The following is a 20,228-nucleotide window of genomic DNA, read 5'->3' on the forward strand; positions in this document are numbered from 1 at the left end:
TGTGCGGCGGGAGTCACCGCATCCTGGCCATGCATAGAGCCGCCGATTGGGAAAAAGTGCAGTGCTTGGGCGTTTAGCCGACCTTCGGTGACAGGCGACTCATCAATTAGTCGGACTTTATATTTGCCAACACCGGCAAATCCGCTATAAATCTTCTCTCTCGACTCAAATAGCATGACTAGTGATATGTAGGAGCTGCCGAAGGCTGCGATCTTTTGATCTTGCTTCTAAAAATCAAAATCAAGATCAAAAGATCGTCCGATCGCGGCCCGAGCCTTCGGCAGCTCCTACGGTCAATACGAAAACAACAACAAAAAGGAAGGTCAACCATGCTTCAATCCCGTCACCTGCTCTCCGGCCTCGGACTGTCCCTGATGATCGCTACCCTTTCCGCCAACGCGGCGGGACTGACCGCCGAACACAAAGCCTTCGGCAAGACCAATGACGGCACGCCCGTCGAACAGTACATCCTGCGCAACAGCCACGGCATGCAAGCCACTGTCATCACTTACGGCGCGACCCTGCAAGCACTGAAAGTTGCCGACAAGCACGGCAAGTTCGACGACGTGGTGCTGGGTTTCGATGATGTGCAGGGCTACCAGAAAGGCACCGCGTACTTCGGCGCGACCATCGGCCGCTTCGGCAATCGCCTCGCCGAGGGTGCTTTCGAACTCGACGGCAAACGCTATCAAGTGCCGCAGAACGACAAGTCCAATGCCTTGCATGGCGGCCCCGAAGGTTTCGACAAGAAAGTCTGGAAGGCCAAAGAGACCAAGGACAAGGATTCGGTTGGCGTGACCCTGACCTATTTGTCGGCCGACGGTGAAATGGGCTTCCCTGGCAACCTGACCACCGAAGTCACCTATCGCCTGACCGACAACAACGAGCTGCGCATCGACTACAAGGCCAGCACCGACAAGCCAACCGTGCTCAACCTGACCAACCACAGCTACTTCAACCTGGCCGGCGCAGGCAATGGCGACATTCTCAAACAGGTCGCGACCATCCACTCCAGCCATTACACGCCGGTCACCGCGAAACTGATCCCCACCGGGGAACTGGCGCCAGTCGCCGGTACGCCGATGGACTTCAGCAAACCGACGGCGATCGGCACGCATATCAAGGCTGATCATCCGCAACTGAAATTTGCCGAGCCGAAACAGGGTGGTTTCGATTTCAACTGGGCGCTGGACACCAAGGGCGATGTCAGCAAAGTCGCCACCGAAGTCAGCGATCCGCAATCCGGACGTGTCCTGCAACTGTTCACCACCGAGCCGGGCGTGCAGTTCTACACCAGCAACTTCCTCGACGGCACGGTCAAGGGCAAGGGCGGCAAGGTCTATCCGCACTGGGGCGCGTTTACCCTCGAGACCCAGCACTACCCGGATTCGCCAAACCAGCCGGACTTCCCGAGCACGCGGCTTGATCCGGGACAGACTTATGCCCACAGCGTGGTCCTGAAATTCTCCACAAAATAACCTGCAACACGCGCCCCTGTGGCGAGGGAGCTTGCTCCCGCTGGACTGCGCAGCAGGCCCCTGCTTTTCAATTCAAGGAAAAGCGAGGGCCGCTGCGCGCCCCAGCGGGAGCGAGCTCCCTCGCCACAGGAGTTTCAGCGTTCCGACACACCTTCGTTGGGGAACCCTTGGTCTATCCTGCTGCCCACTAAAGATATCGACTCTTTAAGCCAGGAGGTTTGAATGCGTACCCTTGAGTTGGCCGGCGTACAGGTTCCCGTGATTGGCCAGGGCACTTGGCGCATGGGCGAGGATCGCTCGGCGCACACCCGTGAAGTCGCGGCGCTGCGCACCGGCATCGAGCTGGGCATGACCCTGATCGACACTGCAGAGATGTACGCCGAGGGCGGTGCCGAAACCGTCGTCGGCGAGGCCATTGCCGGTCAGCGCGACAAGATTTTCCTGGTCAGCAAGGTCTATCCGCACAACGCCAGCCGCCAAGGCATCCCGCAAGCCTGCGAGCGCAGCCTGCGTCGGCTCGGCACCGACTACATCGATCTGTATCTGCTGCACTGGCGCGGTCAATACCCGCTGGAGGAAACCGTCGAAGCCTTCGAACGTTTGCGCGAGGAAGGCAAGATCGGCCGTTGGGGCGTGTCGAATTTCGATGTCGACGATCTCGAAGAACTGTCCAGTTCGGCCTGCGCCACCAATCAAGTGCTGTACAACCTCGAAGAGCGCGGCATCGAATTCGATCTGCTGCCGTGGTGCCAGCATCAGCGCCTGCCGCTGATGGCTTACTGTCCGATCGGCCAGGGCGGCGCGATGCTCGCCGAGCCGGTTCTGCAAGACATTGCCAGTCGTCACAACGCCACCCCGGCGCAGGTTTCGCTGGCATGGATTCTGCGCCAGGATGGCGTGATTGCGATTCCCAAGGCTGTGCGCCCGGAACATGTGCAACTCAATGCTGAGGCGGCGCAGCTGCAATTGGACGCCGGGGATCTGGCGGCGCTGGACAAAGTATTCCCGGCGCCACAACGCAAGCAGCGGCTGGCCATGGTCTGAGCCGCCGACTGCGAGGACTTGGCGATGAGAAGCACAGATCTGCACGACCCGTTTGATCTGCAACGTTTTGTCCAGGCGCAGGACCCGGTGTTCGACCGCGTTCAACGCGAACTCGAAGAGGGCCGCAAGCGCAGCCACTGGATGTGGTTTGTCTTCCCGCAGTTCGCCGGGTTGGGCGGCAGCGAAATGGCCCGACGCTTTGCCATTGGTTCAGCCGATGAGGCCCAGGCTTATCTGGCCCACGAACTGCTTGGCGCGCGATTGCGCACCTGCACGCAGTTGGTACTCAACGTGCCGCAGCGCTCGATTGCAGAGATTTTCGGTCATCCCGATGACTTGAAGTTTCATTCTTCGATGACCCTGTTCGCCCAGTTCAGCGCCGAGGAAAGCCTGTTCAATCAGGCGCTGGAGCGCTATTTCCACGGCATTCTCGATGAGTGGACACTGCAACTGCTTGATTCAAAACAGGCCCAGTTGCCCACCGATCAGGGTTGAGAAGTCGTCGTCGACAAACGGCAGGATTGCATCCGCCACCGGTTGCAGCTGGCGGGTGATGTAGTGATCGTAATCGATGGCGGCGCGGCGTACCTCCAACGGTTCCGGGCCGGCCAGCGTGATGACATAGCTGATCCAGCCGCCGTTCTGATACTGCCGGGGCCGACCCTGCTCCGCGTTGTAGTCGTCGGCCAGCCGTGCCGCACGGACATGCGGCGGCACGTTGCGTTCGTAATCGTCGAGCGTGCGACGCAGACGCTTGCGATACACCAGCCGATCATCGAACTCTCCGGCGAGGGTCTTGCGCACGTAGTCGCGCACGTAATCCTGATACGGCTTGCGCTGGAAAATCCGCTCATACAGTTCCTGCTGAAATTGTCGGGCCAGCAGTGACCAGTCGGTGCGCACGGTCTCCAGGCCCTTGTAGACCATTTCCTCGCTGCCATCGCTACGGGTGACCAGACCGGCATAGCGCTTCTTGCTGCCCTCCTCCGCACCGCGAATGGTCGGCATCAGGAAACGCTTGTAGTGAATCTCGAACTGCAACTCCAGCGCGCTTTCCAGCCCGTATTCGTCGCGCACATGGGCGCGCCACCAATCGTTGACGTGCTTGACCAGCGCATGGCCGATCTGCGCTGCTTCTTCCTGGCCATGCAGTCGGCGCAGCCAGACGAAGGTCGAATCGGTATCGCCGTATATCACCGCGTGGCCTTGTTCCTCGATCAACTGGCGAGTGCGCAGCATGATTTCGTGGCCGCGCAAGGTGATCGACGAGGCCAGTCGGGTATCGAAAAAACGGCAGCCGCTGGAGCCAAGCACGCCGTAGAAGGCGTTCATGATGATCTTCAACGCCTGGGACAGCGGCGCGTTGTGCTCGCGCTTGGCGGTCTCACGCCCTTCAGCCACCCGCGCCACGATGGCCGGCAGGCAATGCCGGGTACGTGAGAAACGGGCGCCACGGAAACCCGGCACCGAGTCAGCGTCGTCGGGATGTTGCAGGCCTTCGATCAGGCCCACCGGGTCGATCAGAAACGTGCGAATGATCGACGGGTACAGGCTTTTGTAATCGAGCACCAGCACCGACTCGTACAACCCCGGCCGCGAATCCATGACAAACCCGCCGGGGCTGGCCTGCGGCGGGTTGGTGCCGAGGTTCGGCGCAACAAAGCCCTGGCGATGCATCAACGGCATGTACAAATGGGTGAACGCGGCGACCGAACCGCCGCTGCGGTCGGCTGGCAAACCGGTCACGCTGGCGCGCTCAAGCAAAAACGTCAGCAGTTCGGTCTTGGCGAAGATCCGCGTGACCAGTTCGCAGTCCTTGAGGTTGTACTTGGCCAGCGCCGGTTTGTCTTGGGCGAACATGCGGTTGATCTCGTCCATGCGCTGGTACGGATTGTTGATCGCCTTGCCTTCGCCGAGCAGGGTCTGCGCAACATTTTCCAGGCTGAACGACGGAAAGCTCCAGGTCGCCGACCGCAACGACTCGATGCCATCGATGATCAGCCGCCCCGCTGCCGAGGCGAAGTAGTGATTGCGGCTGCCGTGCTCGCGCCACTGCATTTCTTCGCCGCCACGGCCGATTTTCAGCGGCACGCCGAGACGCCGGGCGTGTTCGTGAAGGATGCGCAGATCGAACTGCACAACGTTCCAGCCGATGATTGCGTCAGGGTCGTGGCGGGCGAACCAGTCGTTGAGTTTTTTCAGGATCACCGCGCGTGAGTCGCAGTACTCCAGATCGAAATCGACAATGCTGGCGTCGCCGTTCGGCGCGCCGAGCATGTACACCTGGCGCTCGCCGCAACCTTCCAGGGCAATCGAATACAGCTCGCCGTTTTCCGTGGTTTCGATGTCGAGCGAGACCAGGCGCAGTTTCGGCCGGTAATCGGGGTCGGGTTTCAGCTGGGCGTTGAGCAGCACGCCCTCTGCATCCGGGGTGCCGCCGAACAGCACCGGCGCGGTGATGAAGCGCTCCATCAGATAGCGTTCCGGCGGGCGCACGTCGGCTTCAAAAACATCGACGCCGGCGCGGTTCAGCGCGGTTTCCAGGCGCATCAACTGGCCGTGTTGCTGGCAATACAGACCGAGTACCGGACGATGCTGAAAATCCTGCAGGGCGAGCGGGCGCAGTTCGACATTGTTTTCATCGTGCAGCAGACGCTCGGCCGCTTCACGCTGGGCGGCGGGAATGAACGCTACCGACGGCTGATGCGCCAGGCGCACACGGCGTGGCCCGGCGTCGGTCGCCAGCCAGAACTCGACTTCGGTGCCGGCCGGCGTATCGCGCCAATGCCGGGTCAGGACGAAGCCCTGCTGTAAATCCACCACTGCGACCTCGAAAAATCAGACTGACCGGCATTCTACGCGGCATTACCACGCCTGGCCTCGGCAAAAAACACCGCGGATCTGCGGAAAAACCCGGCGAATGGCGTTTTTTGCACGCTAACTGCCGCTTTGCCACCTTGCTCTGCGCGGCTGCGTCTACGATGCTTGATGAACAACGACAACACCTGAGTAACCGCCATGAAGACCGTCGCCCAACTGCTCAAGCTCAAAGATCAGAAAAATCAGGAAGTGCACCAGATCAAACCCGATCACATGGTGCTCGAAGCGCTGATGAAGATGGCCGAGAAAAACGTCGGCGCCTTGCTGGTGGTCGAAGACGACAAAGTGGTCGGCATCATCAGCGAGCGCGACTATGCACGCAAACTGGTGCTGCACGGCCGCTCCTCGGTAGGCACGCCGGTGCGCGACATCATGGTCAAGGACGTGATCACCGTGGACACCCGGCAAACCGTCGACACCTGCCTAGGCATCATGTCGGACAAACGCCTGCGCCACCTGCCGGTGGTCGAGGACGGCCAGTTGATTGGTCTGCTGTCGATTGGCGACCTGGTGAAGGAAGCGATTGCCGAACAGGCTGAATTGATCAAACAGCTCGAGCAATACATTCGCGGCGAATGAGCCCACCGCCGTGCCGTTGTGGGAGCGAGCCTGCTCGCGAATGCGCTGGGTCAGTAGAAACATCTTTGGCTGACACACCGCTTTCGCGAGCAAGCTCGCTCCCACAAGGGGCTATTTGTCAGCCTTGAGAGGGCCAATGCCGTTCGAACACCGGTGCCAGCACCGGGTGTCGGTCAATCCTTTGCAACCACGCATAAAACCCCGGGCGGGTCTGGCGCAGATGTTCGCGGCTGCCGGCCCAGCGGCTCACCACCGCCGCCAGCACATCCAGTGCCCCGGGGGTTTCATCGTCCAGATACAGCTCGCCGGAAAACTGATCGGCAAATATCTCCCAACTGAAGTGCAGGCGCTGGCGCGTGCCAGCGATCAGGTTCTGCCGTGCGCTCTCGTCGGGCGTGATCAACCAGCGCTCGGGGTAATCGATGATGCCGACCGCCGCGTAGCAATTGCCGACGATATAGGCGAGGCCGCGAATCGCCTGATCGCGATCAGCCGCCTCGCTCGGCAGCAGGCCGGACTTGGGAAACGTCAGGCCCAGGTGGATCAGGATCGCCGCACTTTCAGTCATGGCGCTGCCGTCCGGCAGTTGCAGGGTCGGGATCTGCTTCAGCGGATTGAGTTTTCCCAGCGCCTCGGCAGCCTCGGCGCTGGCTTCGGTATCAATGAAGCGGTAAGCGATCTGGCACAACTCCAGTGCCGCCTCGATGGCGGCCGCGCCGGAATTCTTGTGCCCGTAGAGCTGGTACATGTCCGTTTCCCCCGATTAGGCCTTAGCACAGGGTAGATGGCTGTGGCTCGGGTGTAAAAGTCTCCGACGTAACCCCCTGTAGGAGTGAGCCTGCTCGCGATGGCGTCGTGTCAGCAAAACTTATATAGCAGGCATACCGCTATCGCGAGCAGGCTCACTCCTACAGGGTTGTGGCGAGTCATCAAAAATATTCTCCCGGCACTGCATCCAATCGCCTCCGCCACGGGTAGTCCTTGTAACAGCCCACTCTGGTGCTGTCAGCGCCCTACCCTTTTCGGAGAATCATCGGATGAACATCACCCAGCTGATTGGCTTCACCGGTTTGCTCGCTTTCACCGCCAGCACGTTTGCCCAGAGCAGTTATCCCGACGCGATCAAAGTGCCGGACGGGCACAGGATTGCCCTGGAAACCACCGGGGTTGGCGAGATTACTTACGAATGCCGCGACAAGCCCAATATGGCCGGGCAGACCGAGTGGACTTTTGTCGGGCCGAAAGCGGTGCTCAATGATCGCAGCGGCAAACAGGTCGGCACCTACTTCGGCCCACCGGCGACCTGGCAAGCGAAAGACGGATCGAAAGTCACTGGCACGCAACTGGCCGTGGCACCGTCGAGCCCGGGCAACCTGCCGTATCAACTGGTCAAGGCCAATCCGGCCGAGGGCAAAGGCGCGATGACCGGGGTCAGCTACATCCAGCGTGTTGCGCTCAAGGGCGGCGTAGCGCCGGGCAGTGAGTGCACCATGGCGAACAAGGGCAAGCAGGAAATGGTGAAGTACCAGGCGGATTATATTTTCTGGGCGGCGAACTGATATCTCGATCCCAGCACAAATCCCTGTAGGAGTGAGCCTGCTCGCGATAGCGGTATGTCAGTGAACGATCTGCCGGCTGACACAGCGCTATCGCGAGCAGGCTCACTCCTACAAGTGGGACTGTGTGATTCTGGAGAATGTGAGCTAGATTGCACGCCATGCCTTTAGCCGAATCCGTTTTCGATTACGAAGCCCGCCTCGCTGCCTGTGCCCGGGGCGAGCGGGCGGCCTTGCGCGATTTGTATGTGCAGGAAGGCCCGCGCCTGCTCGGTGTGGCCAAGCGGCTGGTGCGCGATACGGCGCTGGCAGAGGACGTCGTGCATGAGGCGTTCATCAAGATCTGGAATGGTGCTTCCGGGTTCGACCCGGCGCGCGGTTCCGCGCGGGGCTGGATGTTCAGCGTGACCCGGCATCTGGCCTTGAATCAGCTGCGCAGACAAAGTCGGGAAACGCCCTTCAGCGAAGAACATGAGGCAGCGGCGCCTGATGAGTTGGCCGATGTTCACTCGGCGCGCATCCATCGCTGCCTCGAGCAACTGGAACCGCAGCGGCGCAGCTGTATCCTCCACGCCTACGTCGACGGTTACAGCCATGCGCAGATTTCCGCACGCCTCGACACGCCGCTGGGCACGGTCAAAGCGTGGATCAAGCGCAGCCTCAATGCTTTGCGGGAGTGCATGGGATGACCGGCGAATCAGCGCAGGACCGGGATGAACTGGCCGGCGAATACGTGCTCGGCACGCTGTCGTTCGAGCAGCGCATCGAGGTGCAACGGCGTTTGCCCGACGAACCCGAATTGCGGGCCGCCGTGGATGCCTGGGAACGCCGGCTGCTGGAGCTGACCGATCTGGCCGAGCCACAGCAACCGTCGGCGCAGCTGTGGCCTCGCATCGAGCGCAGTCTCGAACGGCTGACGGAGAGCAAACCGCTGACTTCGTGGTGGAACCTGCTGCCGCTGTGGCGCGGTCTGAGCGCCGCCGGTCTGGCGGCGACATTGATCCTCGGCACGATCCTGCTGACCCAGACTGCGCCGAAGCCGAGTTATCTGGTGGTGCTGGTGGCGCCGCAGGACAAGGCGCCGGGTTGGGTGATTCAGGCGAGCGATTCCCGGGAGATCCAGTTGATTCCGCTGGGCGTGGTCGAGGTGCCGGCGGACAAGGCGCTGGAGTTCTGGACCAAGGCTGACGGCTGGTCGGGGCCGGTTTCCCTGGGCCTGGTCAAACCGGGGCAGGCTTTGTCGGTGCCGCTGGACAAATTGCCGCCGCTGCAGCCCAACCAACTGTTCGAGCTTACGCTGGAAGGCGCGAGCGGCTCGCCGATCGGCAAACCGACCGGGCCGATTCAGGCGATCGGGCGTGCGGTCAAAGTCTTGTAGTGTGCCCTGTAGGAGCTGCCGAAGGCTGCGATCTTTTGATTTTTCTTAGAATCAAGATCAAAAGATCGCAGCCTTCGGCAGCTCCTACATCAATCATCATCGACGTCGATGTTCACCATCACGGCAATGAAGTTCTCATAAAAAATTCCGGGCGTAACATCGGCTCCATACCAACCAACAACACCCCGGAGCACACCATCATGAAACGCCAGACCCTTCTCAGCATCGCTTTCTCGGTTTTCGCAGTTAACGCTTTTGCCGCCACCCCGGCGCACACCATGATCGCCGAAGGCGGCTCGGACAAACTGATCGAAAGCCGTCTGGCCGAAGGCGGCTCGGATCGTCTGATCGAACGTCGTGTTGCCGAAGGCGGTTCGGATCGTCTGATCGAACGCCGTGTTGCCGAAGGTGGCTCGGATCGCCTGATCGAACGTCGCGTTGCTGAAGGTGGCTCGGATCGCCTGATCGAACGCCGTGTTGCCTGATGCATGACTGCAAGCGCAACACCGCAGAGAAACCCGGCTCCCGCAGCCGGGTTTTTTATGTCTGCCTGTTTTATCCGGCCTTGGCCATGCAGCGTTTGTAGCGCTCGTCCACGCGTTTGGCGAACCAGGCTGTGGTGAGTTTGCGGGTGATCTTCGGGCTCTGCAGCACGATCCCCGGCAATAGCGCACGCGGTAATGCCTTGCCTTCGGCTCGCTCCGCCAGTTCGAACACGCGCTGATAGAGTTTGGTCTCTTCGAATTCCAGGGTTTTGCCCTTCTCCAGTTGATCGCGAATCGTCGGGTTGCGCATGCCCAGCGACTTGCCAAGGGTGCGTACCGCCAGTTCGGTGCTGCCGGGCATGATCGAATCGTAGCGGATCAGGTCGCCGTCCAGGGTCAGCGGAATGCCGGACGCGCGACTGACCGCGTTCTGAAACGCAGCATTGCGGCTGGCGTACCAGCCGGCGTTGAAATCGGCGAAACGATACAGCGGCTCGCGGTAATTCACCGGATAGCCGAGCAAATGGGCGATGCCGAAATACATGCCGCCGCGCCGGCTGAACACTTCACGGCGAATCGTGCCGTCCACCGGATACGGGTAATCCTTGGCGTGCTCTTCGGCGAATTCGATGCTGACCTGCATCGGCCCGCCGGTGTGCACCGGGTTGAAGCCGCCGAACAGGGTGCGCCCCATCGGTACCATGCCGATGAAGTCATCGAAAATCGCGCTCAGCTCCTTTTCACTGCGTGCCGCATTCAGGCGTTCGCTGTAGGTCTTGCCATTGGGCGAGCGCACTTGCAGAGCGCCGCTGACCAACAAGCTGGGGATGTGCACCTTGGCGGCGCGGCGATCGATCTCGTCGCGGGCAATCTTGCCCAGACCGGGCACCGTCGGATCGGCCTGGAAAGTGGATTCCTGTTCCGCCACGGCCAGTACCGAACAGAGATTTTGCGTGGTGGTATTGATGCCCTGCGCGGCGAACGCGGCGTAGATGTCCGTGGCCCAGCCTTGGCGATCAGCGGTTTTCGCCGGCAGCAAGCGGACGATTTCCGCTTTCACTTCAGCCGGCGGGCGCGGTGCCGGTTCGTTGCTGCGCTGGCTGGCGCAACCGGCGAGCAGCAGCAAGGCGCTGAGTGTGGCGAGTAATCTTGAGGGGTGCATCGTTGCTCCTTCCAGTCCGGTGTGCCGCGTTCCCCCTGCAAGCCCACAAATCCTGTGGCGAGGGAGCTTGCTCCCGCTGGGCTGCGGAGCGGCCCCGAATCCTGCCATCCGCGTCAACCAGAAACAACCGGGAGTCCAGGATTGCGACGGCTGCGCCGCCGAGCGGGAGCAAGCTCCCTCGCCACAATGTGCAGCTCTTACGGGGCTGATGACAAACTGATTGCAAAACGTTACTGCGAAACCCTATCATTTGCGCCTGGAGTCGCATTAGCGCAAGGAGTTCCGCGCCGCCCTTATTTTATTCATTGGCCGCTCGCCTCCAGGTATCCGACATGCCCGCTTCAGCTCGACTTGGCGCTCCGTTCCGCCCGACTTTGCTTGCCCTGCTATGTTCCCTGACCGTTACCGCCCACGCCGCTGAAGACAACAGCAAAGAGCTCGTGCTCGACGACGTCAACGTCAACGCCCAGGCCCCAACCCCCAACGCCCTGCCCCCGGTCTACGCTGGCGGTCAGGTTGCACGCGGCGGCCAATTGGGCGTGCTGGGCAATCAGGACATGATGGACGTGCCGTTCAGCGCGGCGTCCTACACCGAGCAACTGATCCAGGACCAGCAGGCGGAAAACGTTGCCGATGTGCTGCTCAACGATTCCTCGGTGCGCCAGGCCTCGGGCTTCTCCAACCAGGCGCAGGTCTTCATGATTCGCGGCCTGCCGCTCAATGGCGATGATATTTCCTACAACGGCCTGTACGGCGTCTTGCCCCGGCAGATCATTTCCACCGATGCACTGGAACGCGTAGAAGTGTTCAAAGGCCCCAATGCCTTCATCAATGGCGTAACCCCGACCGGTTCCGGCATCGGCGGCGGCGTCAACCTGCAACCAAAACGCGCCGGCGATGTGCCGCTGCGCCGTTACACCACCGACATCAACAGCGAAGGTCGCATCGGTCATCACTTCGATATCGGCCAGCGTTTCGGGGAAGACAATCGCTTCGGCGCGCGGGTCAACCTGTCCCAGCGCGAAGGCGACACCGGCATCGATCACGAGAACCAGCGCTCGAAACTGTTCGCCATCGGTCTGGATTATCGCGGCGATGCGCTGCGGCTTTCCGGCGACTTTGCCTATCAGAAAGAACGCGTCAACGGTGGCCGCAGCTCGGTCAACCTCGGTACCGCCACGCACCTGCCGGACGCGCCATCGGCGGACACCAACTACGCGCCGAAGTGGGGCTACACCGACATCGAAGACACCTTCGGCATGCTCCGCGCCGAGTACGACCTCAACGACAACTGGACCGCCTACGCCGCCGGTGGCGCCAAGCACACCCGTGAAGTCGGCCGCTACAACTCGACCACCCTGGTCGGCAACAGCGGCGCTTCGTTCACCACCGGCTCGTTCGTGCCCCATGACGAGGACAACACCAGCGTCATGGCCGGCCTCAACGGCAAATTCAACACCGGCCCGGTCAGCCACAAGCTGAATTTCGGCCTGACCGGGATCTGGGCTGAGCAGCGCAGTGCCTATGATTTTGATAGAACACAAACCGCAAACAATATTTATCATCCGATTCAAGCCCCGGCACCAATAACTGGGAATGTCGGTGGGGACCTTAGTGATCCTGGCATCGTCGGCAAGACCTTCAACCGCAGCGTGGCGATTTCCGACACCCTCGGTTTCTTCGACGATCGCCTGCTGGTCACCGCCGGCTTGCGCCGTCAACAGCTGGTTGTACAGGGTTATAACTACGCCAGTTGGGGCAGTGGCGGACGTAAGTCGAGCTACGACGAATCGATCACCACGCCGGTGTACGGCATCGTGTTCAAGCCGTGGGAGCATGTGTCGATCTACGCCAACCACATCGAGGGCCTGGCGCAGGGTCCGACCTCGCCGACCAGCTCCGGCGGTTTCCGCGTGACCAACGGCAACGAAGTCTACGCACCGAAACGCTCCAAGCAGACCGAGCTGGGCGTGAAAGTCGACATGGGTACCTACGGCGCAAGTCTGGGTGTTTACCGCATCGAACAGCCAAGCGATGGCTACTGCGAAATCAACGGTCCGACCACTTGCACCTACGTCCGTGAAGGCGAACAGATCAACAAAGGCGTGGAAATGAACGTGTTCGGCGAGCCGATCGATGGCCTGCGCCTGATCAGCGGCCTGACCCTGATGGACACCGAACTGAAAAACACCCTCAACGGTGCCAACGATGGCAACCACGCCATCGGCGTGCCGACCTTCCAGTTCAACGCTGGCGTGGATTGGGACGTGCCGGGTCTGCAAGGCGTCGCGCTGAATGCGCGGATGCTGCGCACCGGCGGGCAATACGCCGACGCGGCGAACAACCTCAGCCTGCCAACGTGGAACCGCTTCGACGCAGGTGCGCGCTATGCGTTCAAGGTGTCGGAGAAAGACGTGACGCTGCGTTTCGGCGTTGAGAACGTGGCGAACAAGAAGTACTGGGAATCGGCTCAGGGCGGGTACCTGACCCAGGGTGAACCGCGGGTGGCGAAGCTGTCCGGAACGATTGATTTCTAAGCACTAAAAAGATCAAAAGCCCCTCACCCTAACCCTCTCCCAAACCCTCTCCCAAAGGGAGAGGGGACTGACCGAGATGTTCTCTCGAACTACGCCGACCTGAAATATCCAGTCGAACTCAGGACTGGAAAAGCCCCCGATCGGCTCCCTCTCCCTCGGGAGAGGGCTGGGGTGAGGGGTTGCAGCCGTGCAGCCCATTCCCAGGTATGCACAAAACAGCCGCCCTGTCCCGTCCGGCCGACCACACTGGCCACCCTCTCCCGCTGATCCATACTTGCTGCACAGCCAGAGGAGGACAGCCCCATGAACCGCAGCGACGTGCTGATCATCGGCGCCGGCCCGACCGGTCTGGTCCTGGCGCTGTGGCTGAGCAGACTCGGCGTGCGCGTGCGCATCATCGACAAGACTACAGCGCCCGGCACTACTTCCCGCGCTTTGGCCGTGCAAGCGAGAACCCTCGAGCTGTATCGCCAACTCGACCTGGCCGACACCATCGTGCGGCGTGGCCATCAGGTCGCGGCGGCGAACTTCTGGGTCAACGGCAAACCGGTCGCGCTGTTGCCACTCAAGCGCATCGGCGAAGGCCTCACTCCCTACGCCTTCGTCGAAATTTTCCCGCAGGACGAGCACGAACGGCTGCTGCTCGAGCGCCTTGAAGATTACGGCGTCAGCGTCGAGCGCAATACCGCGCTGGACAGCTTCGAGGACACCGGCGACACCATCACCGCGCATCTGCGCCTGCCGGATGGCCAGCAGGAAGTCTGTCAGGCCTGCTATCTGGCCGGTTGCGACGGCGCCCGTTCGGTGGTGCGCAAAACCCTCGACACCGATTTCCCCGGCGGCACCTATCAGCAGATTTTCTACGTCGCCGATGTCACGGTCAGCGGCCCGGCGCTCAATGGCGAGCTGCATCTGGATCTGGACGAAGCGGACTTTCTCGCGGTGTTCCCCCTGGCGGGCGAAGGCCGCGCGCGGCTGATCGGCACCGTTCGGGACGAACGCGCCGAGCGTGCCGAAACCCTGCAATTTTCCGACGTAAGCAGCCGCGCCATCGAGCATCTGAAAGTGCATATCGAAGACGTGCACTGGTTCTCCACCTACCGCGTGCATCACCGGGTGGCCGAACACTTCCGTGATGGCCGGGCATTTCTGCTCGGCGATGCCGCCCACGTACACAGCCCCGCGGGCGGCCAAGGCATGAACACCGGCATCGGCGATGCGATCAATCTGGCCTGGAAGCTCGCCGCCGTGCTCAGCGGTGGTGCCGAACCGAAACTGCTCGACACCTACGAAACCGAGCGCATCGCCTTCGCCCGCCGACTGGTCTCGACGACCGACAAGGTCTTCAGTTTCGTCACTGCCGAGGGGCGCATGGCCGACCTGCTACGTATGCGTGTAGCGCCGTTTCTGCTTCCGAAAATGGCCGCGTTCGAAGCAAGCCGTGAGTTCCTCTTTCGCACCGTCTCGCAAGTCACCCTCAACTATCGCGGCTTGCCGCTGAGTCAGGGCGAAGCCGGCCATGTGCACGGCGGCGACCGCTTGCCGTGGGCGCATGATGGCGAAGGAGATAATTTCGGACCGCTGCGGCAGCCGTGCTGGCAGGTGCATGTCTACGGCGACACCAGCGACGAGATGATCGCCTGGTGCGCCGAACATCACTTGCCGCTGCACGTCTTCGACTGGCGCCCGGCGTTTGAAACAGCCGGATTGGGCCGCAACGGCTTTTACCTGCTGCGCCCGGATACCTATGTGGCGATTGCGGATAACAGTGCCGATCCAAAAGTGATCGAGCGCTACTTCCGCGATCACGGCATCCGCCCGTTCTTCAACTGACACACCACAACCCCCTGTAGGAGTGAGCCTGCTCGCGATAGCGTTGTGTCAGTGGAGAAAATTCATGTCTGACACACCGCTATCGCGAGCAGGCTCACTCCTACAGTCTGGATTTGTGCTGGGCTTAGATCCCGGCCAGTGCCAGATCCATCGCAAAGTAAGTGAAGATCAGATCCGCGCCCGCACGCTTGATGGCGCCAAGGCTTTCGCGCACCACGCGATCTTCATCGATCGCCCCGGCCTGGGCGCCGAACTTGATCATCGCGTACTCGCCGCTGACCTGATACGCCGCCAATGGCAGGTTCGAAGCCTGACGAATGTCACGGATGATGTCGAGGTAGGCGCCAGCCGGTTTTACCATCAGCGCATCCGCGCCTTCCTGCTCATCGAGCAGCGATTCGCGCAGGGCTTCGCGACGATTCATCGGGTTCATCTGATAGCTCTTGCGATCACCCTTGAGCGCGCTGCCGCCGGCCTCGCGGAACGGACCGTACAGCGCAGAAGCGAATTTGGTCGAGTAGGCCATGATCGGAATCTGCGTGAAGCCGGCCGCGTCCAGTGCCTGGCGAATCGCGCGCACCTGGCCATCCATTGCTGCCGACGGTGCGATTACGTCAGCCCCGGCGCGAGCGGCGGCCACGGCTTGCTTGCCAAGATTGATCAGGGTCTGGTCGTTGTCGACTTCGTGATTGTGCATCACACCGCAATGGCCGTGGTCGGTGTACTCGCAGAAGCAGGTGTCGGACATCACGATCATTTCCGGCACGGCATCCTTGGCGATGCGCGACATGCGCGAGACCAGGCCGTCTTCGCGCCAGGTGTCGCTGCCGTTGGCGTCGAGATGATGGGACACGCCAAAGGTCATCACCGACTTGATCCCGGCACGGGCATAGCGCTCGATTTCACTGGCCAGTTTGCGCTCGGGGATGCGCTGCACGCCGGGCATGCTGGTGATCGGCACGAAGTCGTCGATCTCTTCCTCGACGAATATCGGCAGCACCAGATCGTTGAGGCTGAATTCGGTTTCCTGGAACAGACTGCGCAGGCTCGCATTGCGGCGCAGACGGCGGGGACGTGCTTCGGGGAACTGACTGGACATGGGGCCTTTCCTGAAAACAGCGGATGAGACGAAAGTCGTAGGGGGCGAAGCTTATGCCTTGCGGCGGGTGCGGGACAAACCTGGATCGGCCAAGAGAGCGTTACCGGGCTTGCAATAATCGATAAAACGCAACAAATCCCCCTGTAGGAGTGAGCCTGCTCGCGATAGCAGTGTGTCGGACATAAATTTCTCCACTGATACACCGCTATCGCGAGCAGGCTCACTCCTACAAAAGGAACGCGGTGGGTCAGGAAGGAATGGTCAGGCCGCGGATGACTGCCGGGCGAGCGAGGAACCGCTCCAGCACCCGGGTGACGTTGGGGAAATTCTGAATCCCGACCAGATCCCCTGCCTCATAGAAGCCGAGCAGATTGCGCATCCACGGGAACGTGGCGATATCGGCAATGGTGTAGCGCTCGCCCATGATCCAGTCGCGGCCTTCAAGGCGGGTGTTGAGCACGTTCAACAGGCGTTTGCTCTCCTCGACATAGCGGTCACGCGGGCGCTTGTCCTCGTAATCCTTGCCAGCGAATTTGTTGAAGAAACCGAGCTGGCCGAACATCGGGCCGATGCCGCCCATCTGCCACATCAGCCATTGAATGGTCTCGTAGCGCAGCGCGCCTTCCTGAGCGAGCAACTGGCCGCTCTTGTCGGCCAGATAAATCAGGATCGCGCCGGATTCGAACAGCGGCAGCGGCTGATCTTCCGGGCCATACGGGTCGAGGATCGCCGGGATCTTGTTGTTCGGGTTCAGCGAGAGAAACTCCGCCGAGGTCTGGTCGTTGGTGTCGAAGCCGACGCGGTGCGGCTCGTACGGCAGGCCGATCTCTTCGAGCATGATCGACACTTTGACGCCGTTGGGGGTCGGCAGGGAGTAGAGCTGAATCCAGTCCGGGTACTGCGCCGGCCATTTCTGAGTAATCGGGAATGCAGACAGATCGGTCATTGGAAGCATCCAGTCACAAATTGAAAGCCGATCATAATGTAGGCCCGGGTTGGCGCCTACACGAACCGTAACATCCTGTCGCTAACCTGCCTGCATGCCCGCAAAGGTTGCCGTTAGAGTGCTGCGCACTGGCCCGGATCGAACCAAACGGGCATTACAGGACTCTGAGCTATGCCTTTCTCGCAGAGGAAGCTGTTCACGACAGGGAAACACCCGGTGCTGGGAGCCCGCGGTGCAAAGGTTTGTCAGCCTTAACCGATTTTGCTGAAGAATCTTCGAATTGATGACGAACCTGATGAGTTTCGCCAAACGTTTCAAACATCGCGCGTACGTGGCCCTGCCCTCCCTGCTGGCAGTCAGTGCGCTATTTCTGTCCCTCGAATCCAGTGAAAGCCGCGCGCAACCGGCGGACGGCACGCAGACCCTGGTGTTCCTGCGTCATGCGGAAAAACCCGAAGGCGGCTTAGGCCAGCTCAACTGCCAGGGCCTGAACCGCGCCATCGATCTGTCGACACTGCTGCCGGAAAAATTCGGCAAGGCCGACTACGTGTTCGCCGCCAACCCGACACGCAACGTTGAAGAAGGCGAGCTGGATAACTCCTACAGCTACATTCGCCCGCTGATGACCATCAGCCCGGCCGCGATCAAGCTTGGCCTGCCGGTGAACATCGAGTTCTCCGCCAACGACACCAGCGATCTGGCCCGCGAGCTGCTGGACGAGAAATACCACAACTCGACGATCTACACCGCCTGGTCACACGGCTATCTGCCGGAGCTGATCAACAAGGTCGCCGGCAATGCGGTGGGCGAGCGGCAGAAGATCACCGATGACTGGGCTGGAGACGACTTCGACTCGCTGTACGTGCTCACCCTGAAGTGGCACAACGGCAAGGCCAGTCTGCAGAGCCATAGCTACAAGCAGGGGCTGGATAACGGCAAGGACACCTGCCCGACCTGAGATTTTTATCGCCTGACCTGGCCCTATCGCGAGCAGGCTCACTCCTACATTTGGAACGCGTTCCACCTGTAGGAGTGAGCCTGCTCGCGATGAGGCCGGTACAACCGACGCTAAATCCTCTGATTCACCCGCTCGCGCAAATACTCGATCACCGCCTGACGCTCCCCGGCGAACTCGATCCGCCCTCCCTTCTTTTCGCGCTGGAACACATACATCGGGTCGTAGTACTCACGCAGCAACACGCTTGTCCAATCGCGAAACAGCTCGACCGAACCGCTCCGGGCCTGTTCGGCCAGTGCCGCCTCCATCTGACCGTACAGTCGTTGATAGCGCTCGCCACCCAGGCGACGCTGAATATTGTTCAGGCTGGCAATCAATCGCTCGGCATATAGGGCGAAACCCACCTGCTCGCCATGCAAGGCGACGAACTCGGCGTGCAGGTCAATCACGTAATCCTGGAGGATTCGCTCGACCCGATTCTCAAGGCTGTCTTCAAGCCAGACCAGCGGTGCCGCTTGCATGCTCCGGTACAGCGGCAACGGCAAAGCACAGCTGCCGACCACCCGACTCTCGTCTTCCAGGACAAATTGCCCGATCCCGCGGGCGCGCTTTTTCAGCACATCGACAGCCAGGCGATTCTCGAAATCGATGTTGCCCGGTTGCCCGGTGGCGCGCTTGCCGAAACTCGAACCGCGGTGATTGGCATGGCCTTCCAGATCCAGACCATTGCTCAACTGCACCAGCACTTCGGTCTTGCCAGTACCGGTCATGCCACCGAGCAGAACCAGATCGCATTCGGCCACAGCCTGATCGACCGTTTCCAGGAGGAACGTGCGCATGGCCTTGTAGCCACCGCCCACACGCGGGTAATCGATACCACCTTCGTCCTTGATCCATTGCTGGACGATCTGTGAACGCAGACCACCGCGGAAACAATAGAGATAGCCGTCGGGGTGGTTACGGGCGAATTCGACCCAGCCCTGGATGCGTGCCTCCCGAACCTCGGCCGACACCAGCCGCTCACCCAGAGCAATCGCGGCTTGCTGCCCGTGCTGTTTGTAACAGGTGCCGACCTGTTCGCGCTCACGGTCGTTCATCAGCGGCAGATTGATCACACCCGGGAACGCGCCGTGGGAAAATTCAACCGGCGCACGGACATCCATCATTGGCCGGTCGTTGAGGAAAATATCGCGGTAGTCAGTGCAGTCGCGGAGCATCAGATCACCTCGACTGCGTTCGTCTGTCGCTCAACCAGTTCGCCGATCGGCTCAAGGTTCAGCCCCAGTTCGGCAGCAACGCCGAGGAACTCTTCATTGCCCTCGGGCGTGACCGCAATCAGCAGACCGCCACTGGTTTGCGGATCGCACAGCACGCGCTTGTGCAGTTCCTGCACGCGGCCGACCTTGCTCGAGTAGCTGTCGAAATTGCGCAGCGTACCGCCTGGCACACAGCCTTGATCAAGGTAGTACTCGACGCTGTCCAGACGCGGCACGCGGTCGTAGGCGATGCGCGCGGTCAACTGGCTGCCGTCGGCCATTTCCACCAAGTGCCCGAGCAGGCCGAAACCGGTGACATCGGTCATCGCCGTAACGCCGGCGAGCTTGCCGAAACGACTGCCGGGCTTGTTCAGGGTACACATCCAGTCACGGGCGACACCGACGTCGGCGGCGCGCAATTTGCCCTTCTTTTCTGCGGTAGTGAGGATGCCGATGCCCAGCGGTTTGGTCAGATACAACAGGCAACCGGCGGTGGCGGTGTCGTTGCGCTTCATGTGGCGCTTTTCCACCAGACCGGTAACGGCAAGACCGAAAATCGGCTCCGGCGCATCGATCGAATGCCCCCCCGCCAACGGTATGCCTGCGGCGTCACACACCGAGCGACCGCCACGAATCACTTCCCGCGCCACTTCCGGCGCCAGCACGTTCACCGGCCAGCCGAGGATCGCAATCGCCATCAACGGATCGCCACCCATCGCGTAGATGTCGCTGATCGCGTTGGTCGCGGCGATGCGGCCGAAGTCGAACGGGTCATCGACAATCGGCATGAAGAAATCGGTGGTCGACACCACACCGCGCTCGGCATCGATCTCATACACCGCAGCGTCATCGCGCGACGCGTTGCCGACCCAGAGCTTGGGATCGAGGTTCTGTGCGCCGCTGCCGGCGAGGATCACTTCCAGCACCTGTGGGGAAATCTTGCAGCCACAACCGGCGCCATGGCTGTATTGGGTCAGACGAATCGGCTCGCTCATGGGAGAGTCTCTGGCAATGAATGGGGCGGATTCTAGCAGAGC

Annotated in this window: 17 protein-coding genes and 1 pseudogene; 11 read left to right on the top strand and 7 right to left on the bottom strand. The window is 61.1% G+C overall.

Annotation, left to right across the window (positions count from 1 at the left end):
• Positions 1-329 precede the first annotated feature (329 nt).
• From LIS66_RS17180 to LIS66_RS17190, 3 genes are all read left to right on the top strand, one after another.
• Complete coding sequence (locus LIS66_RS17180; protein ID WP_042609139.1) at positions 330-1,478, top strand: aldose epimerase family protein; 1,149 nt, start codon at positions 330-332, stop codon at positions 1,476-1,478.
• 222 nt (positions 1,479-1,700) lie between these two features.
• A complete protein-coding gene (locus LIS66_RS17185; protein WP_227972648.1) occupies positions 1,701-2,522 on the top strand; it encodes an aldo/keto reductase in 822 nt (273 codons plus the stop codon).
• A 24-nt stretch (positions 2,523-2,546) separates the two neighbouring features.
• Complete coding sequence (locus LIS66_RS17190) at positions 2,547-3,017, top strand: DUF1810 domain-containing protein (RefSeq protein ID WP_227972649.1); 471 nt, start codon at positions 2,547-2,549, stop codon at positions 3,015-3,017.
• Here the strand turns inward: LIS66_RS17190 and LIS66_RS17195 are convergent.
• Entirely contained in the window at positions 2,982-5,342 is a 2,361-nt protein-coding gene (locus LIS66_RS17195) for a DNA polymerase II (RefSeq protein ID WP_227972651.1), read from the bottom strand. The genes LIS66_RS17190 and LIS66_RS17195 overlap by 36 nt on opposite strands.
• Before the next feature lie 198 nt (positions 5,343-5,540).
• Here LIS66_RS17195 and LIS66_RS17200 point away from each other — a divergent pair, with 198 nt between their 5' ends.
• Positions 5,541-5,981 (top strand): CBS domain-containing protein, encoded by a 441-nt coding sequence (locus LIS66_RS17200; RefSeq protein WP_016775372.1) that lies wholly within the window; start codon positions 5,541-5,543, stop codon positions 5,979-5,981.
• 118 nt (positions 5,982-6,099) lie between these two features.
• Here LIS66_RS17200 and LIS66_RS17205 read toward each other — a convergent pair whose 3' ends face one another.
• Positions 6,100-6,729, bottom strand: a complete 630-nt coding sequence (locus tag LIS66_RS17205) for a glutathione S-transferase N-terminal domain-containing protein (RefSeq protein ID WP_042609135.1) — start codon at positions 6,727-6,729, stop codon at positions 6,100-6,102.
• A 289-nt stretch (positions 6,730-7,018) separates the two neighbouring features.
• Between LIS66_RS17205 and LIS66_RS17210 the strand changes: the two genes are divergently transcribed.
• From LIS66_RS17210 to LIS66_RS17225, 4 genes and pseudogenes are all read left to right on the top strand, one after another.
• Positions 7,019-7,540, top strand: a complete 522-nt coding sequence (locus LIS66_RS17210; RefSeq protein ID WP_042609126.1) for a DUF3455 domain-containing protein — start codon at positions 7,019-7,021, stop codon at positions 7,538-7,540.
• A 158-nt stretch (positions 7,541-7,698) separates the two neighbouring features.
• A complete protein-coding gene (locus tag LIS66_RS17215; protein WP_227972652.1) occupies positions 7,699-8,226 on the top strand; it encodes a sigma-70 family RNA polymerase sigma factor in 528 nt (175 codons plus the stop codon).
• Positions 8,223-8,915, top strand: coding sequence for an anti-sigma factor domain-containing protein (locus LIS66_RS17220; RefSeq protein ID WP_227972653.1), 693 nt, complete (start codon positions 8,223-8,225; stop codon positions 8,913-8,915). The genes LIS66_RS17215 and LIS66_RS17220 overlap by 4 nt, the downstream gene beginning before the upstream one ends.
• 200 nt (positions 8,916-9,115) lie before the next feature.
• Positions 9,116-9,397 (top strand): annotated as a pseudogene (locus LIS66_RS17225) (hypothetical protein); the annotation flags it as partial.
• Positions 9,398-9,470: 73 nt separating this feature from the next.
• Here the strand turns inward: LIS66_RS17225 and LIS66_RS17230 are convergent.
• Entirely contained in the window at positions 9,471-10,562 is a 1,092-nt protein-coding gene (locus tag LIS66_RS17230; protein ID WP_227972654.1) for a DUF1615 domain-containing protein, read from the bottom strand.
• 332 nt (positions 10,563-10,894) lie between these two features.
• Between LIS66_RS17230 and LIS66_RS17235 the strand changes: the two genes are divergently transcribed.
• Together LIS66_RS17235 and LIS66_RS17240 are read left to right on the top strand one after the other, a co-directional pair.
• Entirely contained in the window at positions 10,895-13,099 is a 2,205-nt protein-coding gene (locus LIS66_RS17235) for a TonB-dependent receptor (RefSeq protein ID WP_227972655.1), read from the top strand.
• A 303-nt stretch (positions 13,100-13,402) separates the two neighbouring features.
• Positions 13,403-14,932, top strand: a complete 1,530-nt coding sequence (locus LIS66_RS17240) for an FAD-dependent oxidoreductase (RefSeq protein WP_227972658.1) — start codon at positions 13,403-13,405, stop codon at positions 14,930-14,932.
• Positions 14,933-15,056: 124 nt separating this feature from the next.
• Here LIS66_RS17240 and hemB read toward each other — a convergent pair whose 3' ends face one another.
• Both hemB and LIS66_RS17250 read right to left on the bottom strand, forming a co-directional pair.
• Positions 15,057-16,031 carry a porphobilinogen synthase gene (gene hemB, locus LIS66_RS17245; protein ID WP_042609118.1) on the bottom strand — a complete coding sequence of 325 codons (975 nt, stop codon included), beginning with the start codon at positions 16,029-16,031 and terminating at the stop codon, positions 15,057-15,059.
• 247 nt (positions 16,032-16,278) lie between these two features.
• Positions 16,279-16,977: a glutathione binding-like protein gene (locus LIS66_RS17250; RefSeq protein ID WP_227972659.1), complete on the bottom strand. Its 699-nt coding sequence runs from the start codon at positions 16,975-16,977 to the stop codon at positions 16,279-16,281.
• A gap of 283 nt (positions 16,978-17,260) precedes the next feature.
• On the opposite strand from LIS66_RS17250, the gene LIS66_RS17255 reads away from it, so the two are divergent.
• Positions 17,261-17,935, top strand: coding sequence for a hypothetical protein (locus tag LIS66_RS17255; RefSeq protein WP_039763430.1), 675 nt, complete (start codon positions 17,261-17,263; stop codon positions 17,933-17,935).
• Between the two features lie 110 nt (positions 17,936-18,045).
• Here LIS66_RS17255 and mnmH read toward each other — a convergent pair whose 3' ends face one another.
• Together mnmH and selD are read right to left on the bottom strand one after the other, a co-directional pair.
• Positions 18,046-19,152, bottom strand: coding sequence for a tRNA 2-selenouridine(34) synthase MnmH (gene mnmH / locus LIS66_RS17260; RefSeq protein ID WP_042609116.1), 1,107 nt, complete (start codon positions 19,150-19,152; stop codon positions 18,046-18,048).
• The gene (selD, locus tag LIS66_RS17265) at positions 19,152-20,186 is read right to left on the bottom strand and encodes a selenide, water dikinase SelD (protein WP_042609115.1); all 1,035 of its coding nucleotides are present in this window, start codon (positions 20,184-20,186) and stop codon (positions 19,152-19,154) included. Before selD ends, mnmH begins: the two co-directional genes overlap by 1 nt.
• Between the last annotated feature and the right edge of the window lie 42 nt (positions 20,187-20,228).

Source organism: Pseudomonas sp. HN2, assembly GCF_020736465.1.
GTDB lineage: Bacteria > Pseudomonadota > Gammaproteobacteria > Pseudomonadales > Pseudomonadaceae > Aquipseudomonas > Aquipseudomonas moraviensis_A.